This is a genomic window from Pseudomonas sp. HT11, assembly GCF_044875395.1.
Lineage (GTDB): Bacteria > Pseudomonadota > Gammaproteobacteria > Pseudomonadales > Pseudomonadaceae > Aquipseudomonas.
Genome location: NZ_CP173217.1, coordinates 4,299,896 through 4,324,189, shown reverse-complemented (window position 1 = coordinate 4,324,189; position 24,294 = coordinate 4,299,896). Strand labels below are relative to the sequence as shown.

The following is a 24,294-nucleotide window of genomic DNA, read 5'->3' as shown; positions in this document are numbered from 1 at the left end:
CACGTGCCTGTTGCTCACCTGCCGCACTGCCTAGTATGGCTTGCATCATTCACTGAACTGCACGCCAACAGGACACCTCATGAGCCGCAAAGCCCTTATTGTTATCGATGCCCAGCATTCGTTCCGCCATTCAAGCTACTGGTCCGAAAATGACCTGCCGGGTTACCTGGAAAAGCAACAGGCCCTCATTGATGGGTGTGTTCAACAGGGCATCCCGGTGATACAAGTCTTCCATGTGGAAGACCAGGGGCATTTTTCGCTGGCCTCGGGCAATGTTCGGGCATTGAGCGAATTGTCGATCAACCCTGACCGGGTCATTCACAAGCGCTTTCACAGCGCGTTCGCCGGCACGCCCTTGGCGGCGTGGCTCACGGAAATGGGAGTGACCACAGTGATCATCAGCGGCATCCGCACCGAACAGTGCTGTGAAACCACCACGCGGCAGGCGTCGGACAGTGGCCTGAGTGTGGATTTTGTCAGCGAAGCGACGTTGACCTTCCCGATGACCCACGCGCGCAGCGGCCGGGTCTATACCGCAGCCGAAATACGCGAGCGTACGGAGCTGGTGCTGGAAGGCCGCTTTGCGCGCATCGTCACGGTCGCCCAGGCATTGGAGGATTGACCCCGTGAGCGTGCCGGTGCTGTTTGTGCTGCTGCCCAACGTGCTGATGCTGGACCTGGCCGGTCCCGCCGAAGTGCTGCGCCTGGCCGCTCAGGTCGAGGACTCGACGGCCGTTGAGTTCGACTTGCAGTACGTCAGCCCGGTTGAAACGCTGCAAACGTCCATCGGCTTGCCCCTGACCGGGTTGGCGCCGCTTCCGCCAACCCTGGCGCCGGGCACGCTGGTGGTATTGGTGGGCTCCACGTCGAAGGTCAGCAAGGCGGGCCAGCAGGCATTTGACTCGGCCAGCCGCGTGCTGACCCAGTGGCTGCAAGCGGTGTTCGCGCCGTCCGGCGAGAAACTGGTCTGCGTCTGCGCGGGCGCCTTGAGCGCCGCCCGCGCCGGGCTGCTGGACGGACGCCAATGCACCACGCACCACGCGCTGTGCGCCGCTTTGCAATCTATGGCGCCCAAGGCTCGAGTACTGGAAAACCGCTTGTACGTCACCGATGGCAACATCAGTTGCAGCGCTGGCGTCACTGCCGGCATCGACCTGATGCTGCATTGGGTTGCCGAGCTGGCCGGGCCGCGACTGGCCTGCGCGGTTGCGCGGGACATGGTGGTGTACATGCGCCGCAGCGGTGCCGATCCACAGCTGTCTGCCTGGATCGCCGGGCGCAATCACCTGCATCCCGCCGTGCATCGGGTGCAGGACGCCGTCGCCGCAGCCCCGTGCGAGCCGTGGACCGTCACGCGTATGGCCAGCCTGGCCTGCACCAGCAGCCGGCACCTGGCGCGACTGTTTCACGAACACGTCGGCATCAGTCCGCTGGATTATCTGCACACCCTGCGTTTAACCGTGGCGCGTGAATTACTGGTTGAGTCGACCCTGGACATCGAAACCGTCGCCGAGCGCGCGGGCTTTGGTTCGGCGCGGCATCTGCGGCGTATCTGGGGCAAATATGAAGCGGGGACGCCTTCAGCTGGGCGTGTCGGTGGCAGTGGTTGACGCTTGATCGGCCTGCGCTTCGAGTTTGGCGCGGTCGGCTTTGCTGATGTATTTATCTTTGCTCTTGGGGGCCAATTTGGCGCTGGCCTTTTTCGCTTTGGCCTTGAAGAGCTGCTGCAGTTTTTTCTGGCGGTTCATGGTGTGCTACTCAGCGGGTAATTGATCGCATGATATCAGCTTGAGGCAGTGCGTCAGGCCCCGGCCTTGTGGAGTCAACATATGCTCAGGTTCATCGTTGGTGTTGCCAGTCTGGTGTTGTTATCGGTGCTACCGGCCGCCCACGCCGGCGACGCCTTCTACATCAATCCCGAATCGAACGCTGCCCAGTGGGTAAAACACAACCCGCAGGCGCCCGACGCGGCAACCATCCGTGTGGCCATTGCTCAGGTGCCGAGTGCCCTGTGGCTGACCGGCAGCAGCCAGGGCAGCGATCAACTCGAGCCGCGTGTGCACCGCTACGTATCCGCCGCCGCCACGGCCCGCGCCACACCGATTCTGGTCGCCTACAACCTGCCGCACCGTGACTGCAGCGGCGGCGCCTCTGCAGGCGGCGCGGCCGATGCGGCAGCGTATCGCGCCTGGATCGATCACCTGATCAACGGCGTTGGCCGCAAACCGGCGATCATCATCCTGGAGCCCGACGCCTTGCCGGACATGCAGTGCCTCAGCCAATCTCAGCGGGACGAGCGCCTGGCGCTGTTCAACTACGCAGTCTCAGGTTTCAAGCAACGCGCGCCCCAGGCGGATGTGTACCTGGACGCCGGTAACGCGCACTGGAAGCCCGCCGCGCAGATGGCCGATGCCCTGCATGCGGCCGGGATAAAAAACGCGCGCGGTTTTGCGCTGAACGTCTCCAATTTCTACACGTTCGATCAATCCCGTGACTACGCCGACCGGATCAACGCCAGGCTCTTTGCCAATCACGCCTACACAAAGGCCGTGGTCGTCGACACCAGCCGCAACGGCAACGGCGCCGTCCGTGGCGACTGGTGCAACCCGCCCGCACGCAAGCTGGGCATGCTGCCGCACGCCGTCACGCCCAACCTGCTGGCGCTGTGGATCAAGCTGCCGGGCAACTCGGACGGCGCCTCTTCGCCCATCGCCGACTGCCATGGTGGCCCGGCGGCCGGCACGTTCAGCGCGCCGTTGGCGCTGCGGTTGATCGAGGGCAAATAAACCCCTCTGCGTGAACCCGGTGCTGTTGGCGAACGCGCAACGGCCCTCGCCACAACGGAACGTCTTGGCATCTGGGTCGCTTTTCAGCGCCGATCTGTGCATTGAATCACCGGGTGTTTTGCCAATAATCAGGCCGGGTATTCAGCGCAAACGGAAGGCATTTGATGAGCACGCATACCCGCACCCAACGCACCACCGTCCCGCAACTGGTCGCGATGAAAGGCCAGCAGAAAATCGTCTCCCTGACGGCGTATTCCAGCGCCATCGCCAAGCTGATCGACCCGTTGATCGACTTCATTCTGGTCGGTGATTCCACGGCCATGGTCGGCTATGGCCGGCCTTCAACCTTGAGCATGCAGCTCGAAGAAATCATCGGCCACACTCGCGCGGTGGTCGATAGCACGCGCCTGGCCTGTGTCATCGCCGACATGCCGTTTGGCAGCTACCAGGAATCCCACGCGCAGGCGTTTCGCAACTGCGCCCAGGTGTTGGCGCGCACCGGTTGCGATGCGGTCAAGCTGGAAGCCAACCAGGCCCTGGCCAGCACGGTTGAGTTTCTGGTGGCGCGCGGCATTCCGGTGATGGCCCATGTGGGGCTGATGCCGCAGTTTGTGAATGTGATGGGCGGCTTCAAGGCGCAAGGGCTCACGATTCAAACCGCTGCGGTGATCGCTGAAGATGCGCGTGCCAACCTGGAGGCGGGCGCTTTCAGCCTGCTGCTGGAAGGCGTGGCCGAAGGTGTGGCCCGGCAGATCACCCAGGACGCGAAAATGCCGACGATCGGCATCGGCGCCTCGCCCGCCTGCGACGGCCAGGTGTTGGTCACCGAAGACGTGCTGGGCCTGGGCGGTGAGCACCTGCCACGTTTCGTCAAACAGTACGCGGATGTCGGCGCGGTGATTCGCGATGCCTGCGAGCGCTTTGCCGATGACGTACGCCACGGGCGATTCCCCGAGGCGCGGCATTGCTACGGGCTTTGACGCATCGCCTGGGCCAGCAGGTTTACGGCCTGGGCGATATCCTTGCCCCAGTCGAGGGTGTAGCTCAGGCGTAGGTGATGCCGCCAGGCGCCTTGCTGACTGAACAGCTCGCCGGGCGCAATGACGATGCGCTCGGCGCGCAGACGCTCGAATACCTTGCGCATGTCGACGGCGGGCGAAGCCTCAAGCCAGAAACTCGCGCCGCCGTGGGGGCGGTGTACCTGCCACTGATCGTGTTCGCTCAGCAGCGCGCCGAGTTGGGTCATGCGCTTGAGCAGCAGCGCCCGCAGCGCTTTCAAATGTGGGTCGATGCGCTTGGACGTGAACAGTTTGGCGATCGCCTTCTGACGGATAGGCGACAGGCGGAACCCGCGCTTGAGAAACTCTCGCTGCAACTGCGGGCCTTGCCCGCGACTCAGTACGTACCCATAGGGCGCTTCCGAGCCGATGATTTTGTCGAAGGTCGAAAACACCAACAGCTTCTGCGGGTCGGCAAAGTCGCGATAGCGCGCCGGTTGCGGCTCGAAATACAACTCGCCGTTGGTGTCGTTTTCGAACAGCCAGATATCCCGCTCTGCCAGCCAGCGGCAAATTTGCTGTTTGTCCAGCGCAGGCATCACGCCCCCCTGGGGAATATTCACCGTCGACGACAGCACTGCCAATCGAATCGGCGCGCGCTGCAATAATCCTTCCAGCGCGGCCAGGTCGAACCGCCCGTGCGCATCCAGGTGCAACTCGATCACCCGGATATTCGCCGCCTGCAGCTGACGCAGGATCGCCCACGAACACGGCGACTCCACCAACGCCACCGTGCCGGCGAGGTCCAGCGCGTTGAGCGCTGCGTCCAATACCGCGTGCAAGTCCGAGCCGATAAACACATGGTCGAGCAGGCTTGGGTGGTCGACACCGACACACCCAGGCGCTCGGCCAGTTGGCGCAGAGACGGCAGTTTGCGTTCGCCGTCTGGCGGGCCGGCGTCGATCAACTCGACCAAGTAGCGGTACACCGCCTGATAGGCGAAAGCGCTGTGTTTAGTTCTATCCATGACCACTCGCGCTACTCGACCAGGTTATACGGGGAATACATCGGGGTTGGGGCCGGTCCAGTATTACTCTAGGCGATGTGATACGGAACTCAACGGCAGCCCCCGATGATCAAGCCGTGCACCCTTAACATTCCTGACGAGCGCTGTGCTTATCGGATTGGCAGAATTGAGCCGAAGCAGGAAATCATGGATGCTGCTGTCGGTTCGTGCACGGGCCGTACGATGCGTTCGGGCCTGATACTTTCATGTCGACCAGGAAAACCACACCATGCAAACCACGCCGCCCGATGGATTACCTGTTTACCGGCTACTGACGGGCAAGGATGACGCTGCGTTTTGTCACCGCGTCTCGGAAGCCCTTGCGCTGGGTTATCAGTTATATGGCTCGCCAGCGGCCACCTTCAACGGCGAGTACGTCGTGGTGGCTCAGGCCATTGTTTGGGGGCCTGGTAAGTAGGCACGTTTGCCCTGTCAGGTCAGCCCCTCGGCGACGTCCTTGGCCAACGCCAAAAACGCCCGCGCCGCCGCCGGCTGATAACCCCCTTTGCGCTGCATCAACACGGCGGTGCGCTGCAACCGCTGCGGCCCCAGCTCAATCGCCACCAACTGCGGGTGCGCCCGTGCAATCGCCGCCGGTAACAGCGTCGACAGTGTGGTCCGGCGCACCACCTCAATCAGCGCGCCAATCACATTGGCTTCCATCACCACGCGTGGGCGAATGCCGTGCGTGCTGCAATAGCGGTCAATCTGCTCGCGGGTGGCGAATTCCTTGCCCAGCAAAATCAGTGATTCGCCATTCAACGCCTCCAGCCCAATAACCCGCTCCTCAGCCCGCGGGTGCTGCTTGCCGACGACCAGCGCAAGGGTTTCGACCAGCAGGGGCGTGGCGTCGATGTCGGGCGCGTGCACCTCATCAAACGCAATCCCTACGTCCAGTTCGTCCGCCAGCAGGAGGTTTTCCATGTGTTCCTGGGCGACCTCACGCACGTTCAGCGTGATGTTTGGATAGCGGCCGTGAAAGGCCTCCACCAGCGGCCCCACCAGGTAGGTGGTGAACGTCGGCGTGACGGCAATCCGCAACGTCCCGCGGCTCAGATCGGCCACGTCATGGATCGCGCGCTTGCCTTGCTGCAGTTCCTGCGCCGCCCGCAGCGCATAGCGCAGGTACACCTCACCGGCGTCGGTCAGGCGCGTCTGGCGGCCGGATCGATCAAACAACTGCGCACCGAGGCTCTCCTCCAACTGCCGCACTTGCTGGGACAGCGCCGGTTGCGAGACATGCAGGGCAGCCGCCGCTTTGGTAAAGCCTTGGTGTTCTGCAACGGCCAAGAAGTATTGGATATGGCGTGCCAGCATGTTTGTACTCATAAGATTATCTAATGTGCTGGATCATATATGAGACTTTTACCTTATTGCACGGGCTCCGTAACCTTTGCTCCATCGCATCGCGATTCAAAGGAGTTACCCATGCAAGACATCATCGACGGTTTCCTGAAATTCCAGCGCAGTGCCTTCCCCGAGCGCGCCGGCCTGTTCAAAGACCTGGCCAACCAGCAGAGCCCACGGGCGCTGTTCATCTCCTGCTCCGACAGCCGCCTGGTGCCCGAGCTGGTCACGCAGCGTGAACCGGGCGAGCTGTTTGTCATCCGCAACGCCGGCAATATCGTGCCGTCTTACGGCCCGGAGCCGGGCGGTGTGTCGGCGTCAGTGGAGTACGCCGTGGCGGCCTTGCAGGTCCGCGACATCGTGATCTGCGGGCATTCCGATTGCGGCGCCATGACCGCCATCGCCACCTGCAAATGCCTGGACCACATGCCCGCCGTGGCCAGCTGGCTGCGCTACGCCGACTCCGGCCGGGTAGTCAACGAGGCTCGCCAGCATGTCGATCAGCCCGCCAAAGTCGCCTCCATGGTCCGCGAAAATGTGATCGCGCAATTGGCCAATATCCAGACGCATCCCTCGGTGCGCCTGGCCCTCGAAGAGAGGCGCGTGACCCTGCATGGCTGGGTCTACGATATCGAAAGCGGCTGCATCCAGGCCTTCGATAGCCGCACCGGCACCTTTGTGCCGCTGGCCGATTACCCTGCCTGATACACCGAGGTGTCTGCATCGCAGCGGTGCGGCGATCCGATATGCCAGCTCGCACAGTTGAGCGTTGGCGCTTTCCCCATCAGCCGTTTTACCCACAGTTTTAACCACGGAGATAACCCCATGATCCAGTCACAAATCAGCCAGAACACTCGCCTTGCCCTGACCGACGTCATCCTGCTGGCCAAGGCCCGCAAAGACCTGTCGTTCGCCCAGATCGCCGAAGGCACTGGCCTGCACGAAGCCTTCGTCACCGCCGCCTTGCTCGGCCAGCATCCGCTGCCGGCCGACGCCGCCAGAACCGTTGCCGACACCCTGGGCCTCGACGCGGACGCCGTGCTGCTGCTGCAAACCATCCCCGTGCGCGGCAGCATCGGCAACGGCGTCCCGACCGACCCGACCATCTACCGCTTCTACGAAATGATTCAGGTCTACGGCACCACGCTCAAGGCACTGGTTCACGAGAAGTTTGGCGACGGCATCATCAGCGCGATCAACTTCAAGCTGGACGTCAAGAAGGTCGAAGACCCGGACGGCGGCTCGCGTGCGGTGATTACCCTGGATGGCAAATACCTGCCGACCAAACCGTTCTGATCAAGCATCACACGGCCCGGCGCTGCGAGGTGACCGGGCCACGGCTGTTGCATAGGTTGGGCCAGTGCACCACGCCTAGGTGTTGAGATAAGGCGCGACGGTGTCTTCAAGCAGCTCCATCAGTTCAGGGTCCATGTAGCGAAAGTCATCCGGAATATCCAGGCAGTAAAGCGGCTTGTGTTCAAGCAACCGCGCGTAGTCTGCCTGCAGGCGATGCAGGTGTTTACGCTCCATGACGAAGATCACATCTGCCCATCGAATATCCGCGGCGCCGATGGTTTTGCGCGCATTCGGGCTGGTGCCCGCCGAGCGCGCATTGAAGCCGGGGCGACGGCGCCAGATGGCCTCTGCGGTAGGGCTACGCCACTGGTTGCGGCTGCACACGAAGAGCAGATTGATTGGGCTATTCATTGCCTGTCCACACGTCTTGGTTAAGGGTGAATGGGCCGTGCCAGAAACCCAGTAATCAGCGCCACCAACTGCTGCTGAATCACCGCCCGTGGCCGCGCGCCTTCGCCATCCCGGCAAATCATGCCATCGCCCGGCGAGCTTTCTTCTATCAATGCCATGCCACCCGGCTTGCAGATCGGCATAAAGCTGAAGTGCGTGGCGTCGCTGATCTCCACGTACTGCGTGGAGGGTGTTGGCATGCGCTTGACCATGTCGGCGGATTCCAATTCGGGCGACATGTCCTCGGTTGGCACGCCCCCGGCGATCACCAGCGCTGGCACCGGCAGTGCGGCCAGGCTGGCGCGGGTGAAGCCTCGCGACAAGCCCAGGTCCAGTGACACAACTGCGGTGATGCGTTTGTCGCTCAAGTCAGCGGCCAACTGGGCCTTGCCGGCGGGCGTGGCGGCGGGGTTAATTTGCTGGTAGCCGATGCAGCCGCCCAACTTCGAGTGTTCGGCGCAGTCGCGGCTGAACAGGTCGGGGTCGAAGCGTGCCCCGGCGATTTCCATCACGGTCCAGCCGCCGAGGGAGTGGCCCACCGCAGCAATCCGGGTAGGCGCGACCGCGCCAAATTGCTGCGGCTGAGCCAAGACCGCGTCGATAGCGCGGCTCAGGTCGGCCGGGCGCTGCCACAGTTGCGCGGCGGCTTGCGGGCTGCGGTCTTTGGTGGTGGTGCCGGGGTGATTGACCGCAGCCACGATATAACCCTGGTGCGCCAAGGCACTGGCCAGCCACACCTGTTTACCCCAATTGCCGCCGTAGCCGTGGGACAGCACCACCAACGGATGCTTGCCGGCAGCCGGTGGCGCGTCGGGCACGGCGAGGGCGCCGATGAACACCGCGTTGTCGGCGATCAGCTCGGGTTGGGCTGTGGTGGCGGCGGGGTACCAGACCACCAGTTCCAGCGGGCGCTGGTGTGTGGCATCGGGCAGCGTGGCGGTCTTGAAACCCACCGGGCTTTCGGCCGCGAAGGCGGGCGTGGATAGGCACAGCAGGAACAGGGCGCGCAGCGCGGTTTTCATTGTTTTTATCGTCCTTGATTTGGGTGGCGCATCATTACCTGAAATGCCCTCGCAATGCATCCCCTGCCGGGTCACCTGCAACGCTTGAAACGCGCTTCTACGGCGCTTCGAAACCCTCGTAATCCAGGGAGATCTCATCGTCTTTCGGGTAGCTGACGTACACCACCACCGCGTCGCTGCTGTCGACCAACGCGTAAGGCCATTTACCGTTGGCCTTGCGCATGTGCTCATACAACGGCAGGAAAAAATCCTTGGTCTGACCGCGTGGGTCGTAGGGCGCTTGTACCTGGAAAATCGGGTAACGACCGCCGTTGCATAGCTGGATGCGTTCGAGCTGAAAGTTGTTCTTCTCCAGTAACGTGCGGGTGGGGTGCTGCCAGGTGGCCAGGTTAACGTCCTCGCAGTCGTGGACGGTGGTGGTGTAGAGCGTGGTGTCTTTCAGGGCGGGGAGGGCGTGGGCCAGGCTGGGTAGAAGCAAGAGCAGAAGGGGGAGGAGGCGCGGCATGGCGAGGTTCCGAGAAAGATGGGGTTTGGTTGGAGTGCTTTTACCAGAGTTATAGGTGTGAAGCGTTTGCTATCTGGTCGAGGTGTTTTGGCTTCACGGGGGCTGTTGGCTTATGGTGGTATGCGCTGCGAGATAGGCTGCTCTCGACCCAAAGCTGCCCTTTACGGAGGGGCAGCAATCGGTCAATAGCGTAAAAATAAGCTGCCCGTTATTCCTATGCATAGGACAGAATGTGACCTTCCCTTATACGCTTAGGCCTTGCACACCATGGACGACTCTCGTTTCACACCGGGGCAGGTGGCGTCGCGTTCTAGTAATGCTCAGGTGGATAAGGATGTGAAGCAGTGGTTAGTGGGCCTTCCAAACGCTCAGAGACTCGATTTTCTAAAGCAATTATGGCCACTGAACTTTCGGTACTCACTCAGACTAATCCAAGCAGCACAGCTATCGCGGCAGGAAAACGAATACATGTTCAGGCACTGGCTGCGTGTTGGCCATCACAATACAGCGCAGGAACTCATCAAGCGGTTTGAGCCGGTTCTTGGGGAAAGAAAATTCTGGCAGATTGCTTCACAAGAGACGCTTTCACCGACTATGCGCGAATTCATGAACTACTACGGTCTTGGACGCCTGAACTCACAACACGAAGGTAATCAACCTTGAGCCTTCTATAAAGTCTGTTTTCGGCGCACCCGGATATTGCCGCCATTGGCGGCCACTGTTCTGCGCTGGGTTGATTCCTCCTCTTGTGCTACGGCAAAAAGCGACCATTAGCAATCGGGGGAAAAGATGAACGAAGAATTTAGCTATGTCTGGCTATTACCGCTGCTTGAGAAACCTTTCGAAATGGCGGTACTCGATTTGCCAGATGCGGTAAGCGCTCTTAGCAAAAAATATACGCTACCTACTGACATTGCGTTGCAGCCGCTGGTGATCACAGCCTTGACGTCACATTCCGAATATTGGTCGGGACTGGCGCTTAAATGGCTGGAGGATGGCTTTCCTGTAGACATTGCGATGACCGCGCTCCTGGCTCACTGCGCCGAGGACAAAACGCTGTCTCAGTCTCACCGTCAGAGAGCACGCAGGCTTGTTGGCCGGTAAAATCATGGGGCTGAATCCTATGTCTGGCCGCAATCGGCCAAAAGCGGACGTCAGAGTCGTGCAAACAAATGTGCTCCCTTTATCGTTCCTGGCAAGTTTTCAGCCGCGAAGAAAAACTATCGAAAGACAGTTTGCTGCCCGTACTTGACTTACGTTTCGTAAGCAATGGCGTAGGTGCTCCCTGAGCGCTTGATATGAGCAAAGCCGAGCGCTCCTAAGTGCATGCCAGCGACCATCAAGTTATCTGAACTGGCCAAATCCAGCAGTCTCGTTCGCGTGGCCGCCGATAGCAGGGGATCTTGGTCGAAGGCAATCGTGACATCGGGGCGCGCAATCTGAATCTGAGGAAAATGAACAATATCGCCCCATATCAGCAAGCTGCGTGCACCGGACTCAAATCGGTAGCCGCAATGCCCGACGGTATGCCCAGGCAATGGCATCGCGCTGATGCCCGGCAAGACATCATCGGTGGCGAACGGGCGCAGATTTTTCCGGTACCGTTCGAACACCCTTCGTGCAAACAGAAAGTTTCCACGCGCACGTTCACTGGCCTTGCCAAGGTGACCATCGTCCTCCCAGAACGCTAGCTCTCGCTGATGCACAACCAACTCAGCATTACCAAAGGCCATGTCTCCCTCTGCGTTTAACAAGCCACCTACGTGGTCGGGGTGCGCGTGAGTCAACAGAACCGTATCTATGTCGGCAGGCTGCACTCCGGCCAGTGCAAGATGCGTCAGCAACTCGCCGCCCCAGTGATTGAATCCACCGGCGCCGGCGTCGATCAGAATCGTTCGGCCACGCCCACGTACCAGATAGCAATTGATATGGATCGACGCAGGCTCCCTGATTCCGGCGGCTAACTGCAGTCGGGCCGCCTCCGAGGGAGCGATGTTGGCGAGAAAATCCAGGTTCGCTCCCAAGTAGCCGTCGCTGATGGCTGTGATCGAAAACTCACCGACTTGCTGGCTGGGGAGCCTCCAGTTAGGTATTTCTGCCTTATTCATGACTGTAGCTGCTCCGTCATGGCGCGATAGACATTAAGCCCCTGCAGATCGTTGGCTTTGGCCTGAGTGCAATCCAGTTTGGCCAGCCAACGGTGTGCAGGAGACTTGTCCAACGCAAAGGCGTGCAGTGCTACAGGTGTAAGGCCTAGTTCAATCAGTACGTGAGGGCCTTGTTCACTGATCAACAGGAACTCGTCCGCGCCCACGGCAACTGCACGGCCTTCTGCGGCATAGAGGTTGCGTTTCCAATCAGTGATGTGAGAATGCCAGCGAGAAAAATTGCCACCTCCCTTTACGCGGTATTCGTCGCTCTGCAATACAGCGAGCGTCTCAACGGAATGCAAGGCCAAGTAGGCCGGGCAATTGCCGCTCAAGGCTTTGAAACGCTGTGAAGAGCTGAAACCGCTCACCGAAATCAGCGCGGGCAGTTTTTCCAGGGTGTAAAACTCATTCCACTCGGCTTCGCTGTCAGGTTCAGCGTAGTTGCATTCGACTGTGTAAATCATAAAGTCACCACATAGATTGATGTTTCATCATGCTAGTGGTGTGGTAATACCTGATAAAACGAATTTTCGGCACCCATCAGTGACTTAACATCAAGTTGGTTATCTTGACTCAAGGAAAGGACCATGCGTCGAAAGCTACCCAGTAACGCTGCGCTGATTGCCTTTGAGACAGCAGCCCGTCATGGCAGCTTTGCCCGCGCCGCCAATGAGTTGGCGTTAACCGAGGGCGCAATCAGTCGGCAAATAGGTCGCTTGGAAGTCTTTCTGGGAGTCACCCTTTTCGAGCGCGTGGGCAACCGCGTGCGACTCTTGCCTAACGGTGAGCGATACGCGGTGCAAGTTCGCGAACTGCTCGATCGTCTAGACAGGGACAGCCAGTATTTGATGGGCCAGCCCGAGAACGGTGCAAGTCTGGATATCGCCGTCAGCCCGACCTTTGCCTTGCGCTGGCTCATCCCTCGTTTATCTGGCTTTAGCCAGCAACACCCGAATATCTGCGTACACCTCTCGGAACGCATGGAGCCGTTCGTACTTGCTGGTAGTGGTGTTGATGCAGCCATCCATTTTGAGCACCCGGCCTGGACAGGCATGCATACGCATCGCTTGTTGAACGAAGTGTTAATTCCGGTTTGTCATCCTGTCCTACTGAAGCAGGGAAAGCAGGCAACGGCGCTGGATTCACTGCCGCGATTACACCGACGACAGAACCCGGATGCGTGGCAGCGCTATGCCCAGGAAACCGGAATTGTCCTAAGTAACCCAGCGATGGGCGCACGCTACGACTTGCATGCGATGTTGATTGAGGCAGCACTGGCTGGCCTGGGTGTGGCACTCGTACCGCGGATGTACGTGGAGGCGGAGTTGGCGCAGGGCCGGCTGGTTGCCCCATGGCCGCAGAAGGAGAATGTCGCCAAGACGTTTTGCCTCGTGTTACCTGAACCCCTTGAGCTGAGTCGCCCGCCCATCCAGGCATTTGCGCATTGGCTGTTGGAGGAGGCGCAGTGAACCGCCCCTGATTTTGTAGATTGAGTGACGGCTTCTGGCCGATTGCTGTCTATCGCGAACGGCTGAAAACGACTCAGAGAAGAATAGGAGAAGAATAGGGTCAGACCACTATTATAAAAGGTGGTCTGACCCCGTTTTTATGACCCCGTTTTTACAAGAAATACTCTGTTGTTTTGGTCGATTCAGATGGAAGGCACATGCTCTACCCGATGAAGAGAACAATAGGGTCAGACCACTATTATAAAACGTGGTCTGACCCCGTTTTTACTCTGTTTTAAACCGCAGGTTTTGAGCTGCTCGGCGGGTGTTTTCACACAGCCTGGTTCATTGGCGGTCAGCCAACGTGTCTCAAAAGGGATCGAGCCGTGCGTCGATGCCAGCCTGCTTGGCCAGCGCGATCAGGTTTTCGACGCAGTCTTGCTCAATGATGCAACCCACATAATCGGCGCCGCCTGTATCCACATGCAGAAAGCGCTTCCCGAACCCGGTCAGCCATTGATCGAAATCGATCAGCACTTGCATCAGTGATGGCGTCTCTTCCAGCTTGTAGGCATAAACCTGGTCAATACCGCTGGCTTCAACCAGTTTCGGTGCCAGGTACTTGAAATCATCGACGCCGTGCACGTCCACGGCCATGAGAACCAGATTATTGAGTAACTGGCCTTTCTCAGCGTCCAAAAGACCACTGACCAACGCGGTGGCCGGGTCTTCACCCAGGTTGTAATAGCGCGACACCCTTCTCACGAGACGCGCACGTTCCTTGTCAGGCAGCCGCGCCAACAGGGCCTGGGTGAACGTTTTCAGTTGCGCACCGAATGGATAAAGCTCACGCATAATCGCGGCATCGCTCAACCGTGGTTCATCGGGTGGGGGTTGTGTGAAGCGATCGCCGAACAATCGACTGAACAAGCCCATCGCCGTCTATTCTCCTTGCTGGGGGAAGCCTCTGGCGCGAAGCTTACCCCAGCGGTTCGATGACGGCGAATAGGGTCAGGGCTGATATCTACCAGTCTATAAAAATCGGGGTCAACCCCATCAAGACGTGCGCCGGCCTTCCAGACTGGAAAACACATACATACCCACCAGCATCGCCACTACGAAGATGAGAATTTGCCAGTGCCCGGTAAACAGAATGGCGACCGCTGGCCCAGGGCAGATACCCGCCATTCCCCAGCCAATACCGAACACCACGCTGCCCCCTATCAAGCGCACGTCCAACTCCCGGTTAACAGGTAACTGCATGGGCGCCGCGAGTAAGGACAGCTTGTTCTTGCGTGCCCAACTCATAGGGATAACCGCCACGGCGATGGCCCCGACCATCACCAAGGCGAGTGACGGGTCCCAGGCCCCGGCCACATCGAGAAACGCCAACACCTTGGCGGGGTTGGCCATGCCACCCAAGAGCAGGCCCAGGCCGAAGATCAGCCCGGCGAGAAATGCGGTCAACTTGAGCATCAGCTTCAAACCCCCAGCACATGGCGGATGAGGTACACCGTTGCAAAGCCGGCGGTCATAAAGCACACGGTCGCCACCAGGGAGCGAGGTGACAATCGAGAGATCCCACACACGCCGTGACCACTGGTACAGCCGGAGCCGTACCGGGTTCCCAAGCCGACGAGCAGGCCTGCCATCACCAAGGCCGGCCACTGTGCCGTGATCTCGATCTGTGGCAACACGCTAAACAGCCCCCACAGTAATGGCGCAATCACCAGGCCAAGAAGAAACAACGCTTTCTCGCTCCAGCCCTCACTGCCAAACCGCATCACGCTTCCCAGCAAGCCGCTGATACCTGCGACTCGGCCATTGGCGAGAACAAACACGCTGACGGACAGCCCGATCAAGGCGCCTGCGCCTAGTGAAGTCCAAGGCGTGAAGTTGATCCAATCAATGCTCATTTTGCATTTCCTGCACAGGAGGGTGGGTGAGGGCTGTTGATCAGCGAAGCATCATAACCATCCGTGCGGGTCTGGGTCTGCGCAAATCAGGTTTTGCTGCCGCCCCCATGAAATGGGTGAAGCGCTGCTCCCAGTCCCTCCGTGAACATAATGGGCATTGCCCTGTGCGCCGCCACCGGCATGGACGCACTGACCCACGCCGTCGAAGCCTAAGTGTCGACCGCGGCCACGCCGATGCTGGAGAGAACGCCCCGCCTTTGGTTGAAGTGCGGGGTATGTTGGTTTTGCTCACAGATAGGGTTGAAGTGGTTCACTGGCTTGGCCGGAAGTGGTGTGTCATAGCGGCTACTGTCGCCCAAAAGCAGCCCTTCGACGCAACTACAAAACCAGCTGCGGTTTACTCACAACGCAGAGGCGGCCAACCCCAGCTTCAACAGTTCCTTGCGTAGCAGCGCGGGCTCAAGCACCGCCATTGCGGCCTGCCATTCAATCGACAGCAAATGGCTCAACTTCTGTTGGCTGACCAAGGGCTCAGCCAGAAAGTAGCTTTTGCACTCGCGGATGCTGATGACGTTCAACAGCCAGTCTTCACCCTGCGCCGCCAGCCAGTCACCGATCGTTGCACGATGCGTTCGGATGAGCGCACTGGCATCCCATACCGCCAGCTGCGCGAAAACCTGCGGCAGGTTGCTCTCGGCTTTCAGCCGCTTCACATCAACCGCCAACGCGCCAATCAGGTCTGATTCGACAGTAGCCTGACACTCGGAGAAATACCGCTCGGGCCAGTCGGCCTCCAGCTTTGCCCGCCCTGCGAGGACTTCATACGCCCGGATATCCGCTTGGGTGGTCAACTGCCCGGTGAAATTCAGGGTATTGTCCAAAATGGCCGTGGCCAGCAGCGCAGCACTTTTTTCGCTGATCAGCGGCAACAGCTCTGCCGCTTCCCAGCGCTGAAAAATCAGCGTTGCCGCTGCGCCGATCGGCAGGATGTCTGCCGCCGGTCCGAGCTTCTGCGCCCAATAGTTTTCAAAGCCTGGGTGATGGTCAATGACCTCCACCACCTGTTCAAGCACCACCAGCGGGTCGAAATGGTGGTAGTCGGAGACATCCACCAACACGTACTCATCACCCGCTCCCGGCCGATAATCGTCCAGAGATGATTGCCATCCGAGCACGGTCCTGCAGATGCTGACATTGAGCGGGGCGCTACTGACGGCCCGAGCATCAACGCCCTGGTGATTCAACAGCTCGGCGTACGCAATGCAGCAGGCATACGCGTCGATGTCCAGGTACGCCGAGCCTGAGGTCACCACCCTCATAACACGTGGGTCACAGTGTGAGCTGCCGGGACAGTCGAAGACAGCTTCAGCGCTTGGGCGATACCCTCCAGAATCCGCTCATAGGCGAATTGACACTGTGCTTCGTCGATGGAAATGCGCACCGTGGCCCCGGCGATCCGGTCGGGATATCCCAGTTGTGTAACCGTGTTGGACAGGCTCAGTTTCTTGTCCGAGCATGCCGACCCACCGGTGATGTAGATCGACTGCGTGTTCAAGGCCCACTGCAGTTTTTTTGTATTGACTCCTGGCAATGCTACAAAACTCACACAAGGCACACGCGGTGCTTGCTGACCGATCACGACCACTTCGCCCAGCATCGCTTGCAGCGTACGCTCAAACGTTTCCCGGCTCTGTTGTACCGCGACTTTGCAGGTGCCGTAGGTGTGCTGTTTCTCCTGCAACGCGGTTTCAATCGAAAGAATGCCCGGATAGTTCTGAGTACCCCCGCGCAACCCACCTTCCTGGCCGCCGCCAACAATCAATGGCGACAACCCGTAGCGACTTCTGGCGTACAGAAAACCGGCACCGGGCAACGCCCCGAACTTGTGTCCTGACGCAATGGCGAAATCAACGCCGGATGCGTGCAGGTCCACAGGGATTTTGCCGATGGCCTGGGTCATGTCCGAAAACAGCCAACCACCTCCAGCCTTCACTCGTCGGGCGATGTCTTCGATCGGTTGAATCACGCCGGTTTCGTTATGCACGGCCATAACGCAAACCAATGTCGGGCGACCTGCATGGGCACGCAGCAGCTGCTCCAATTGGTCGGTGTCGAGCAGTCCGTTCATTTGATGCCCGATCGCTATGGCTTGCAGGCCTTCCAGACCGTAGCGGTTTATGTTCTGCAGGGTGCAGGCGTGTTCGATCGCTGAGTACAACACCAAGGGTTGCTCATGCTTGTAGCGTTCGAAAAAACCATGAAACACCTGGGCACAGCCCTCACTGGAGCCGCTGTTGAAAATCAGGCAGTCGGCGTCCACGTTCAAAAGGCTGGCGATGCTGCCACGCGCCCGTTCGACGCGTTCGAGCAACGCAACGCCCAAGGCATGATTGGCATTGGGGTTGGCGCATTGGCGGGTCGAAAACAACGCCTGAAGCATGTTGCTCACACCCATTGAAACCGGAGCCGACCCACAGACGTCGGCATAAACTGCATCCACAGCAATATCCATATCAAACACTTCCAGGTTTTCTTTTTTATGTCATTCAGGATGCTGCTCGCAGGTGCGAACAGAGACTCACAGGTCAAATAAGCACGCGCAGCATGAGTTGGAGCGAGCACAGCAATACGAAGGCATTCAGCGCCTGTTTCAGATGCCGCGAGTCCAGCCGATGAGAAAGCATGGCGCCGAGCAAACCCCCCACCAATATCCCCAGTACCAACTCACCGGTGTAGCCGAGAAAATCCATGGTTGAACCCACTCTGCCGAACAACGCCCCACTTGCGCCGATGATACCGATCAGCGCCGAGGTCGAAATGGCCTGCTTTATCTGCAGACCAAACAAGCTGATCAGCACAGGCAGGTAGATGAACCCGCCACCCTGTCCAACCAGGCCGCACAATACGCCCAGCACCAGCCCTATCAGTGGCAGCGACAGCGATTGATGGTTGCACAACAGGGCCACCGGTTCACGGAACAGGTACGTGACCAACAACGACATCAACCCCAGCAGGCCGAAGACGAACAGGATGAAGTTTTCGCTGAAGGCATCAGCATTCAGCGAGGCAAAAAAGTTGGCGACAGCCATCGGTACGGCAAAGCTTCTGATCACTCGCCAATCGGGCTGAAGCTTGATGCGGTGCAGCGCGAACGACACGAGGGACGAAAAGAAGCCCTGTGCGGAAGACAGCCCCGTCACGACTTCAATCGGCAGTTTCTGACCGGACAACATCGGGTAAATCAGCACCAACAGGGGCGTCACGATGATGCCCCCGCCGATACCGAACAAACCTGACATGAAACCCGCCATCACGCCCACACCGACCATCATCGGGTAGATTGTCATGGCTACCATCTCAGCAGACCTTGATCTTGCCGGTCCCTTCCTTCGTTCGACCGATAACAATCAGATCAGGGCAAAGCGCTTGCCACGCTCGACGGTTCGTTTCAAACCCTTCGACACTCACCGTGAACAGCAAACCGCCATTCGTTTGCGGGTCATGCAACAGAAACTTTCTAGCCAAGGGAAGATCAGCCAGGTACTCCACGTTCTGCGCGTACTTTTTAAGGTTAGAAAAAATACCGCTGTCAGCCGACGTCACCGCTACCGCCAATGACTCTGTACCGTCATAAAAAGCCAGACCGCTGGTATCCAGGTCAACATCCAGTTGCCCGAGCCCGACCATCTCACTGATATGGCCGATCAGGCCGAACCCGGTGATATCAGTCAAACTGCTGACTTCAGGACTTTCGCTCAGCGTGCGGCCAAACGCGTTGTCGCCGGTGATCTGGGCAAGCGTCGACGCGGCAATATCCGCTTGCTCAATCACGCCGGTCTTCAGGGCATTGGCGAGGATGCCGACACCAATCGGACGCGTCATGACCAGCAAATCACCGGCCTTGGCCGTGTTGTTTTTCTTCAAACGGTGCTTTTCCACCTCACCAATGATCGAGAAGCCGTACAAGGGCTGGCTGTTCTTGATCGTGTGGCCACCGACGATGCTGACGTTGAACTTGTTCATCACCGACTGGGCGCCAAGGATCATCTGCGTTACTTGCTCGGCCGACACCAGTTCCGGGTCGAACGCCATGATCGAGTTGGCAATCAGTGGACTTCCGCCTGAAGCAAAGATATCGCTCACAGCATTGCTGGCTGCCAATTGGCCGAAGACATAAGGGTCGTTGACTATCGGGGAGAAAAAGTCGGTGGTGAATAAAAGGTATTTTTCACCTGCGTCATAGACGGCGCAATCGTCAGAAGACTCAAAGCCCAATACCACGTTGTCATCCGACACCGTATTGGCTGCTGCAGTTTGCGACAGAATTTTCGTTAACACGCTGGATGGGATCTTGCACCCGCACCCACCACTCTCAGATTTATCCATAATCTGACAAAACATCGACATCGGCTTTCCTTAAAATCCATTTTCCATAATTAAAACAGCGGTTTAGCGTTCTAGAACTGGCTGTTGTGTCCTATTTCCGCCGACAAAAATCGCATGGTTTCATTGCAGAAATATGACGCAATGGCGGCATTTTGAAGTCATGCGGATGTCAGCGCGCAGTGGCGTATGAACCATTGCCTCACGGCTGCGCAGCGCCGTGCGGCCATTTTGCTGGCCGGGAATTTTATGAGTGAGGCGAGCGCGACCCGACGTTCACCCTTGCTATTGCCCAGCGCAGCCCCATAACTATCCCGGTACTCATTCAGCACAAGGGCAGACCATGACCAACCAAACCGAAACCGCGATCCTTGCCGGCGGCTGCTTCTGGGGCATGCAGGACCTGTTGCGGCGCTACCCCGGCGTCCTCAGCACGCGAGTCGGCTACACCGGCGGCGATGTGCCGAACGCCACTTATCGCAACCACGGCAATCATGCTGAAGCGATTGAGATCGTGTTTGACCCTGCGGTGATCACGTACCGGCAGATTCTCGAGTTCTTTTTCCAGATCCACGACCCCAGCACGCCTAACCGCCAGGGCAATGACCTTGGTCCCAGCTATCGTTCAGCGATTTATTACCTGAGCGAACAGCAACGCGACATCGCCGAAGACACCGCTGCCGACGTGGATGCCTCCAAGTTGTGGCCAGGCCGTGTGGTAACTGAGATAGAACCCGCAGGGCCGTTTTGGGAAGCGGAGCCAGAGCATCAGGATTATCTGGAGCGCATACCCAATGGCTATACCTGCCACTTCATCCGGCCGAACTGGAAGTTGCCCAAGCGCGCCTGAGCTTGAGGTGCGCTTAAAAAAACAAGGTAGACCACGCTTCGGGAAACCGTATAAACGTGGTCTTACTCCTGCGCCTATATAGAGTGCAACGTCATGCCCATCACACGCGGTCAAAACGCCCCCGTCAGGTTAGTCCTCGCTCAACCCAGCGACGTGGACGATTTGGTTGCCATTCGAATCGAGGCGATGCGCGACAGCCTGGAGCGTGTCGGGCGGTTTGATCCGGTGCGGGCGCGTGAGCGCTTTGTCAGCGGCTTCGAAGCCCACAACACCCGTTACATCGAGGTCGCTGGAGATCGGGTCGGCTTTGTCGTGGTCAAGCACGACCCCGATCAACTCGTGCTCGACCACCTATACGTGAGGCCGAGTGCGCAAGGGGCAGGGGTAGGTGCTGCGGTGCTTACTCTGATTTTCAAAGAAGCGGATGCGGCTGCACTGCCGATCAAAGTGGGTGCTCTCAAAGAAAGCGCCTCGAACCGGTTTTATACCCGCCATGGTTTCCAATTCGTCGAAAGCAGTGAATTCGACAATTATTACGTCCGTCAGCACCTTACGGCGCGCGGCGTAACTGGCCCGTAGTGTGTATGGATGGCACGAGGGGCTGTGCATCGCAAAATCGTCATCGAGGCCGGCTTACGCTAACCCCTTGATATCCGAACAAGGAACGCTTCGATGATTCGTCACGCCTCACCCGCAGACGCCAGGGCGATTGCCCAGGTGCACATCAGCAGTTGGCAGGACGCCTATCGCGAGCTGATGCCCGCCGACTACTTGGGTGCGTTGAGCTCGACGTTGGCCCGGCGCGAGTCATTTTGGATGGCCTCGATTGAGTCGGGCGAATCAAAAGTCTGGGTGGCGCAGGTGAACAAGCAGGTAGTCGGCTGGGTGTCCGTCGGCGCCAGCCGTGATGAGGATGCTGCTACGCAGAACGTAGGTGAAGTGATGGCCATCTACGTTGTCGCTGAGCACTGGCACACGGGCGTCGGGCTGGCGTTGTGGAACGCGGGCTTACAGTATTTGGCTGAGCAAGGGTTTGAACAGGTAACGCTGTGGGTGTTGGCCCGTAATGAAAGGGCTGTCCGGTTTTATCGCCGGGTAGGCTGTGTTGAGGAGGCGGGCAGTGAGCGCACGCTTGAAAGGGGCGGTGTGCAGCTGGTCGAGGTGAGGTATCGGTTGCCGTGTATTCGGTTGTGTTAGACAGAACAGGCGGCAGGCCACGCCTTTAACGGTGGCCTGTTCCCCACTACCCATCAGTCAAGCGCAGAACCCCTGTGGGAGCGGGCTTGCCCGCGAAAGCGGCGGGTCAGTCGACATCAATATTTGCCGGCCCGACATGTTCGCGAGTAAGCCCGGTTGTTTATTCGGGTCATGCAGTTGAAAGCTCAGCTACCCGCTACAGCAGCCTCACGCTCCATCAGCCTGTCCATCAACAAAACCCCCAACTCACTCAACTGGTGAATCGCCAGCGCCACGTCGCGCTGTTTCCCGGTCAGGTCCTCCGACAGGTCAAGCAGCAAGGCGGTTACTGAGGAGAAGGTTTCATAGCTGTTGGTGATCAGGGTTTCGTTGCTGGCGTCGGCGGCAACGCTGAACAGGCCTGTCGGTGGTAAAGGTGGGTCAGTTTCTGGATTGAGATAGCGATTAATCGCGCGATGCGCCGCCTGGTTCAGCTTCTGGTCCGGCTCGCTCGGAGGGTTGGGTGTGACTTTGAACATATCTTGGAATTTCCCACTTTAGGGCCGTCACCTCTGAGCTACTAAACAAAGGGGTGGCAGCTGTGCGCAGGTTAGTAGACCGGGGAATTCCAAGAAAGCCGGCGCGCCCGAGGACGCCCTGCACACAGCCACCATCGAGCACGGACTAGACCGTCCGACAGATGAAGCTTGTGCGCTGACTGGAATAACCCCGAGCTACTAAACCCGATCACTGAGTATTCAGCGACCGAGCAACCTTAGAGACGCCCACCCAAGCGCACAAGCCGGCGGATTCTGACGCAAGCGTAGGCAACGGAGCAAGGCGCTGTCGCCTCGGACTTTGCTGTTTCAGGGCTTGGTGTAGGACATGTACTCATTCTGCAAAACAATATGGTCGGCCACGTACTTCGCGTCGTGCCAAACCCCGTAGATAAACGACGACGCGCGGTTCACCAGATTGGGCAGGCCGAGGAAGTAAATCCCGCTCTGCGCCGAGATCCCGCGCTTGTGAAACGGCTCGCCTTTTTCGTCAAACGCATCGACCTTCAACCAGCTGAAATCAAACTTGAAGCCCGTCGCCCAGAGGATGGTGGTTACGCCGGCCTCGGCCAGGTCCAGGCTGAGGGTCGGGTTAACCAGGCATTCCGGGTCGGGCAGCAATTTCCAGGCGTCGGGCTCCAATGGGAACGGCAACCCGTTGGCCTCGATGTAGGCGTCAGCGTCGCGCAGTACATCAAAGTAGGCGCGGTCACCTTCGGCCACGTTGTCGGCCAGGCCCGGTTCGAAAGTCATGACGCCCTCGTTCCACGCGCGCGTGACGCCGACCAGGTGGATGCCCTGGTGCGCGAGGCGGCGGAAGTCTACGGTCTTACCGCCTTCATAGCCGCTGACGGCAAAGGCCACGTGCTTTTTCTTCGGCTGAATTTTGACTTCGTCCCACAGGCCCAGCGCGCCGAGCCACCAGCAGTAGTCGCGGCCGCGGTAGGCGCGGGGCGGGCGGTAGTGTTCGCCCACCGAGAGGTACACGGTTTTGCCGGCCTTTTGCAGCTCTTCGGCGATTTGTGAGCCGGAGGCGCCGGCGCCGACCACCAGCACGGCGCCTTCGGGCAATTGCGCAGGGTTTTTGTAGGTGGAGGAGTGCAGTTGGTGCACGGGCGCGGTGGCCGGGACGATGGTGGGGATCGATGGGCGCTGGAACGGGCCGGTGGCGGCCACCACATTGGCGGCTTCGATGATGCCCGCGGAGGTGGTGACTTTGAAGCCGGGGCGGCCCACGTGGCGTTCCACGCGCTGGACTTCCACGCCGGTGCGCACGGGGGCCTGTAACTTCTCGACGTAGGCTTCGAAGTAGTCGGCCATGCGCTCTTTCGGCGGGAAGGCTTCGGGGGAAATGCCCTCGAATTTCAGCCCGGGAAAGCGGTCGTGCCAGGCCGGGCCGTTGGCGACCAGCGAGTCCCAGCGCTCCGAGCGCCAGCGTTCGGCGATGCGGCTACGCTCCAGCACGAGGTGCGGCACACCCATCAGGGAAAGGTGCTCGCTCATGGCGACGCCGGCCTGGCCTGCGCCCACTACCAGGGTGTTGATTGTTTCCACTGACATGTGCGTTTCCTAAAAGTGAACGACCTCGGTCGGTTTGGGCGACGCGCAAGCATCGACAGCCTCAGTGTGATCACGCAGTGGAAGGAGCGAAATTATGCTTTTTGAAGGCAGAGGTTAGGAAAATCCAAACCCCATGGGGCAATCGCCAGCAGCGTCATTCTCGATGCATCACTGATGCACCCTGAATACACGCTTTTTCAGCCTGATTTTTTTGACGAGTGGCTGCGTCAGCCAGTTTGCGATGCAGGTGCACGGGTAATCAGGTGCACTGCGGTGATCCCTTCGCCGCCTCGCTAAAGCTCGACAGCGCCCACAGTTGATCTGCGGTGAGGCGGCTCATTGGGTTATCAACAACGTGGCCACCGCCGTAAGCGCCAGCTCATAACCCAACGCCCCAAGCCCTGCGATGACGCCGGTAGCCGCCTTGGACACGTAGGAGTGATGCCGAAAGCTCTCGCGCTTCCAGATGTTGCTCATGTGCGCTTCGATGATCGGGCCGTCGAAGGCCAGCAGCGCGTCGAGGATCGGTACCGAACTGTAGGTGAGCCCGGCGGCGTTGATCACGATGGCGTCGGCGTTCAGTCGCGCTTCCTGTATCCAGTCCACCAGCACGCCTTCGTGGTTGCTCTGGCGAAAGTCCAGGGTCAGGCCCAGCTCAGCGGCGTGGCGTTGGCAGCGCGCTTGGATGCTGGCGAAACTTTCGCTGCCGTAGGTGCCGTTTTTATCCAGCCCGTACAGGTTGGCGTTAGGGCCATTGAGGAAAAACACGCGGTGGTGCATGGCT

General features: G+C 59.2%; 30 protein-coding genes and 1 pseudogene. 13 read left to right on the top strand and 18 right to left on the bottom strand.

The genetic code is table 11. The annotated features are described in order from the left end of the window. Window positions 1-79 precede the first annotated feature (79 nt). Complete coding sequence (locus tag ABWL43_RS20020) at window positions 80-622, top strand: cysteine hydrolase family protein (protein ID WP_262207886.1); 543 nt, start codon at window positions 80-82, stop codon at window positions 620-622. A gap of 4 nt (window positions 623-626) precedes the next feature. Next, window positions 627-1,610: a GlxA family transcriptional regulator gene (locus tag ABWL43_RS20015; RefSeq protein ID WP_404483871.1), complete on the top strand. Its 984-nt coding sequence runs from the start codon at window positions 627-629 to the stop codon at window positions 1,608-1,610. On the opposite strand, the gene ABWL43_RS20010 is transcribed toward ABWL43_RS20015, so the two are convergent. Beyond that, complete coding sequence (locus ABWL43_RS20010) at window positions 1,581-1,748, bottom strand: DUF2986 domain-containing protein (RefSeq protein WP_145158695.1); 168 nt, start codon at window positions 1,746-1,748, stop codon at window positions 1,581-1,583. The two genes, ABWL43_RS20015 and ABWL43_RS20010, sit on opposite strands and share 30 nt — an antisense overlap. A gap of 81 nt (window positions 1,749-1,829) precedes the next feature. On the opposite strand from ABWL43_RS20010, the gene ABWL43_RS20005 reads away from it, so the two are divergent. Together ABWL43_RS20005 and panB are read left to right on the top strand one after the other, a co-directional pair. Then, window positions 1,830-2,786 (top strand): glycoside hydrolase family 6 protein, encoded by a 957-nt coding sequence (locus tag ABWL43_RS20005; RefSeq protein ID WP_404483868.1) that lies wholly within the window; start codon window positions 1,830-1,832, stop codon window positions 2,784-2,786. 164 nt (window positions 2,787-2,950) lie between these two features. Continuing rightward, window positions 2,951-3,766 (top strand): 3-methyl-2-oxobutanoate hydroxymethyltransferase, encoded by an 816-nt coding sequence (panB, locus tag ABWL43_RS20000; RefSeq protein ID WP_404483865.1) that lies wholly within the window; start codon window positions 2,951-2,953, stop codon window positions 3,764-3,766. Here panB and ABWL43_RS19995 read toward each other — a convergent pair. Next, window positions 3,754-4,811 (bottom strand): annotated as a pseudogene (locus ABWL43_RS19995) (PLP-dependent aminotransferase family protein). The gene panB and the pseudogene ABWL43_RS19995 sit on opposite strands and share 13 nt — an antisense overlap. 268 nt (window positions 4,812-5,079) lie before the next feature. Here ABWL43_RS19995 and ABWL43_RS19990 point away from each other — a divergent pair. Beyond that, window positions 5,080-5,268 (top strand): DUF1737 domain-containing protein, encoded by a 189-nt coding sequence (locus ABWL43_RS19990; protein ID WP_242195389.1) that lies wholly within the window; start codon window positions 5,080-5,082, stop codon window positions 5,266-5,268. Window positions 5,269-5,282: 14 nt separating this feature from the next. Here ABWL43_RS19990 and cynR read toward each other — a convergent pair whose 3' ends face one another. Further along, entirely contained in the window at window positions 5,283-6,167 is an 885-nt protein-coding gene (cynR, locus tag ABWL43_RS19985; RefSeq protein ID WP_145158685.1) for a transcriptional regulator CynR, read from the bottom strand. 111 nt (window positions 6,168-6,278) lie between these two features. Here cynR and ABWL43_RS19980 point away from each other — a divergent pair, with 111 nt between their 5' ends. Together ABWL43_RS19980 and cynS are read left to right on the top strand one after the other, a co-directional pair. Beyond that, window positions 6,279-6,902, top strand: coding sequence for a carbonic anhydrase (locus tag ABWL43_RS19980; protein ID WP_404483861.1), 624 nt, complete (start codon window positions 6,279-6,281; stop codon window positions 6,900-6,902). 120 nt (window positions 6,903-7,022) lie between these two features. Further along, window positions 7,023-7,493 (top strand): cyanase, encoded by a 471-nt coding sequence (gene cynS / locus ABWL43_RS19975; RefSeq protein ID WP_404483859.1) that lies wholly within the window; start codon window positions 7,023-7,025, stop codon window positions 7,491-7,493. A gap of 75 nt (window positions 7,494-7,568) precedes the next feature. On the opposite strand, the gene ABWL43_RS19970 is transcribed toward cynS, so the two are convergent. The 3 genes from ABWL43_RS19970 to ABWL43_RS19960 all read right to left on the bottom strand — a co-directional run bounded on the left by ABWL43_RS19970 (window position 7,569) and on the right by ABWL43_RS19960 (window position 9,470). Next, complete coding sequence (locus ABWL43_RS19970) at window positions 7,569-7,904, bottom strand: low molecular weight protein tyrosine phosphatase family protein (RefSeq protein ID WP_145158679.1); 336 nt, start codon at window positions 7,902-7,904, stop codon at window positions 7,569-7,571. A 20-nt stretch (window positions 7,905-7,924) separates the two neighbouring features. Further along, complete coding sequence (locus ABWL43_RS19965; protein WP_404483856.1) at window positions 7,925-8,965, bottom strand: alpha/beta hydrolase family protein; 1,041 nt, start codon at window positions 8,963-8,965, stop codon at window positions 7,925-7,927. Between the two features lie 97 nt (window positions 8,966-9,062). Next, on the bottom strand, window positions 9,063-9,470 hold the full coding sequence (locus ABWL43_RS19960; RefSeq protein WP_404483853.1) for a hypothetical protein: 408 nt from the start codon (window positions 9,468-9,470) through the stop codon (window positions 9,063-9,065). A 267-nt stretch (window positions 9,471-9,737) separates the two neighbouring features. Here ABWL43_RS19960 and ABWL43_RS19955 point away from each other — a divergent pair, with 267 nt between their 5' ends. Both ABWL43_RS19955 and ABWL43_RS19950 read left to right on the top strand, forming a co-directional pair. Continuing rightward, window positions 9,738-10,133: a hypothetical protein gene (locus ABWL43_RS19955; RefSeq protein ID WP_145158673.1), complete on the top strand. Its 396-nt coding sequence runs from the start codon at window positions 9,738-9,740 to the stop codon at window positions 10,131-10,133. Between the two features lie 126 nt (window positions 10,134-10,259). Continuing rightward, window positions 10,260-10,574 (top strand): hypothetical protein, encoded by a 315-nt coding sequence (locus ABWL43_RS19950; RefSeq protein ID WP_145158671.1) that lies wholly within the window; start codon window positions 10,260-10,262, stop codon window positions 10,572-10,574. 149 nt (window positions 10,575-10,723) lie between these two features. On the opposite strand, the gene ABWL43_RS19945 is transcribed toward ABWL43_RS19950, so the two are convergent. Then, a complete protein-coding gene (locus tag ABWL43_RS19945) occupies window positions 10,724-11,578 on the bottom strand; it encodes an MBL fold metallo-hydrolase (RefSeq protein ID WP_016704671.1) in 855 nt (284 codons plus the stop codon). Further along, window positions 11,575-12,084 (bottom strand): sugar ABC transporter, encoded by a 510-nt coding sequence (locus tag ABWL43_RS19940; protein WP_145158667.1) that lies wholly within the window; start codon window positions 12,082-12,084, stop codon window positions 11,575-11,577. The genes ABWL43_RS19945 and ABWL43_RS19940 overlap by 4 nt, the downstream gene beginning before the upstream one ends. Before the next feature lie 123 nt (window positions 12,085-12,207). Between ABWL43_RS19940 and ABWL43_RS19935 the strand changes: the two genes are divergently transcribed. Further along, window positions 12,208-13,089, top strand: a complete 882-nt coding sequence (locus ABWL43_RS19935; RefSeq protein WP_145158665.1) for a LysR substrate-binding domain-containing protein — start codon at window positions 12,208-12,210, stop codon at window positions 13,087-13,089. Between the two features lie 348 nt (window positions 13,090-13,437). On the opposite strand, the gene ABWL43_RS19930 is transcribed toward ABWL43_RS19935, so the two are convergent. The 7 genes from ABWL43_RS19930 to selD all read right to left on the bottom strand — a co-directional run bounded on the left by ABWL43_RS19930 (window position 13,438) and on the right by selD (window position 19,391). After that, on the bottom strand, window positions 13,438-14,004 hold the full coding sequence (locus tag ABWL43_RS19930; protein WP_404483849.1) for a hypothetical protein: 567 nt from the start codon (window positions 14,002-14,004) through the stop codon (window positions 13,438-13,440). 120 nt (window positions 14,005-14,124) lie between these two features. Continuing rightward, window positions 14,125-14,544 carry a DUF6691 family protein gene (locus tag ABWL43_RS19925; protein ID WP_369301162.1) on the bottom strand — a complete coding sequence of 140 codons (420 nt, stop codon included), beginning with the start codon at window positions 14,542-14,544 and terminating at the stop codon, window positions 14,125-14,127. A 5-nt stretch (window positions 14,545-14,549) separates the two neighbouring features. Then, entirely contained in the window at window positions 14,550-14,984 is a 435-nt protein-coding gene (locus ABWL43_RS19920) for a YeeE/YedE family protein (protein WP_404483846.1), read from the bottom strand. A 401-nt stretch (window positions 14,985-15,385) separates the two neighbouring features. Then, window positions 15,386-16,303 carry a bifunctional oligoribonuclease/PAP phosphatase NrnA gene (locus ABWL43_RS19915; RefSeq protein WP_404483843.1) on the bottom strand — a complete coding sequence of 306 codons (918 nt, stop codon included), beginning with the start codon at window positions 16,301-16,303 and terminating at the stop codon, window positions 15,386-15,388. Next, entirely contained in the window at window positions 16,300-17,496 is a 1,197-nt protein-coding gene (locus ABWL43_RS19910) for a cysteine desulfurase family protein (protein WP_404483841.1), read from the bottom strand. Before ABWL43_RS19910 ends, ABWL43_RS19915 begins: the two co-directional genes overlap by 4 nt. A gap of 73 nt (window positions 17,497-17,569) precedes the next feature. Further along, window positions 17,570-18,313 carry a sulfite exporter TauE/SafE family protein gene (locus tag ABWL43_RS19905; protein WP_404488469.1) on the bottom strand — a complete coding sequence of 248 codons (744 nt, stop codon included), beginning with the start codon at window positions 18,311-18,313 and terminating at the stop codon, window positions 17,570-17,572. Window positions 18,314-18,341: 28 nt separating this feature from the next. Further along, on the bottom strand, window positions 18,342-19,391 hold the full coding sequence (selD, locus tag ABWL43_RS19900) for a selenide, water dikinase SelD (RefSeq protein ID WP_404483838.1): 1,050 nt from the start codon (window positions 19,389-19,391) through the stop codon (window positions 18,342-18,344). A 319-nt stretch (window positions 19,392-19,710) separates the two neighbouring features. Here selD and msrA point away from each other — a divergent pair, with 319 nt between their 5' ends. The 3 genes from msrA to ABWL43_RS19885 all read left to right on the top strand — a co-directional run bounded on the left by msrA (window position 19,711) and on the right by ABWL43_RS19885 (window position 21,414). After that, window positions 19,711-20,217 carry a peptide-methionine (S)-S-oxide reductase MsrA gene (gene msrA, locus ABWL43_RS19895; RefSeq protein WP_145158649.1) on the top strand — a complete coding sequence of 169 codons (507 nt, stop codon included), beginning with the start codon at window positions 19,711-19,713 and terminating at the stop codon, window positions 20,215-20,217. Between the two features lie 93 nt (window positions 20,218-20,310). Then, on the top strand, window positions 20,311-20,796 hold the full coding sequence (locus tag ABWL43_RS19890; RefSeq protein ID WP_404483835.1) for a GNAT family N-acetyltransferase: 486 nt from the start codon (window positions 20,311-20,313) through the stop codon (window positions 20,794-20,796). Window positions 20,797-20,889: 93 nt separating this feature from the next. Then, window positions 20,890-21,414: a GNAT family N-acetyltransferase gene (locus ABWL43_RS19885; protein WP_404483833.1), complete on the top strand. Its 525-nt coding sequence runs from the start codon at window positions 20,890-20,892 to the stop codon at window positions 21,412-21,414. Between the two features lie 185 nt (window positions 21,415-21,599). On the opposite strand, the gene ABWL43_RS19880 is transcribed toward ABWL43_RS19885, so the two are convergent. The 3 genes from ABWL43_RS19880 to ABWL43_RS19870 form a co-directional block, all read right to left on the bottom strand. Beyond that, complete coding sequence (locus ABWL43_RS19880; RefSeq protein WP_404483830.1) at window positions 21,600-21,932, bottom strand: DUF6124 family protein; 333 nt, start codon at window positions 21,930-21,932, stop codon at window positions 21,600-21,602. A gap of 327 nt (window positions 21,933-22,259) precedes the next feature. Further along, a complete protein-coding gene (locus tag ABWL43_RS19875) occupies window positions 22,260-23,510 on the bottom strand; it encodes an NAD(P)/FAD-dependent oxidoreductase (protein ID WP_145158635.1) in 1,251 nt (416 codons plus the stop codon). 336 nt (window positions 23,511-23,846) lie between these two features. Next, a complete protein-coding gene (locus ABWL43_RS19870; protein WP_145158633.1) occupies window positions 23,847-24,290 on the bottom strand; it encodes a type II 3-dehydroquinate dehydratase in 444 nt (147 codons plus the stop codon). Between the last annotated feature and the right edge of the window lie 4 nt (window positions 24,291-24,294).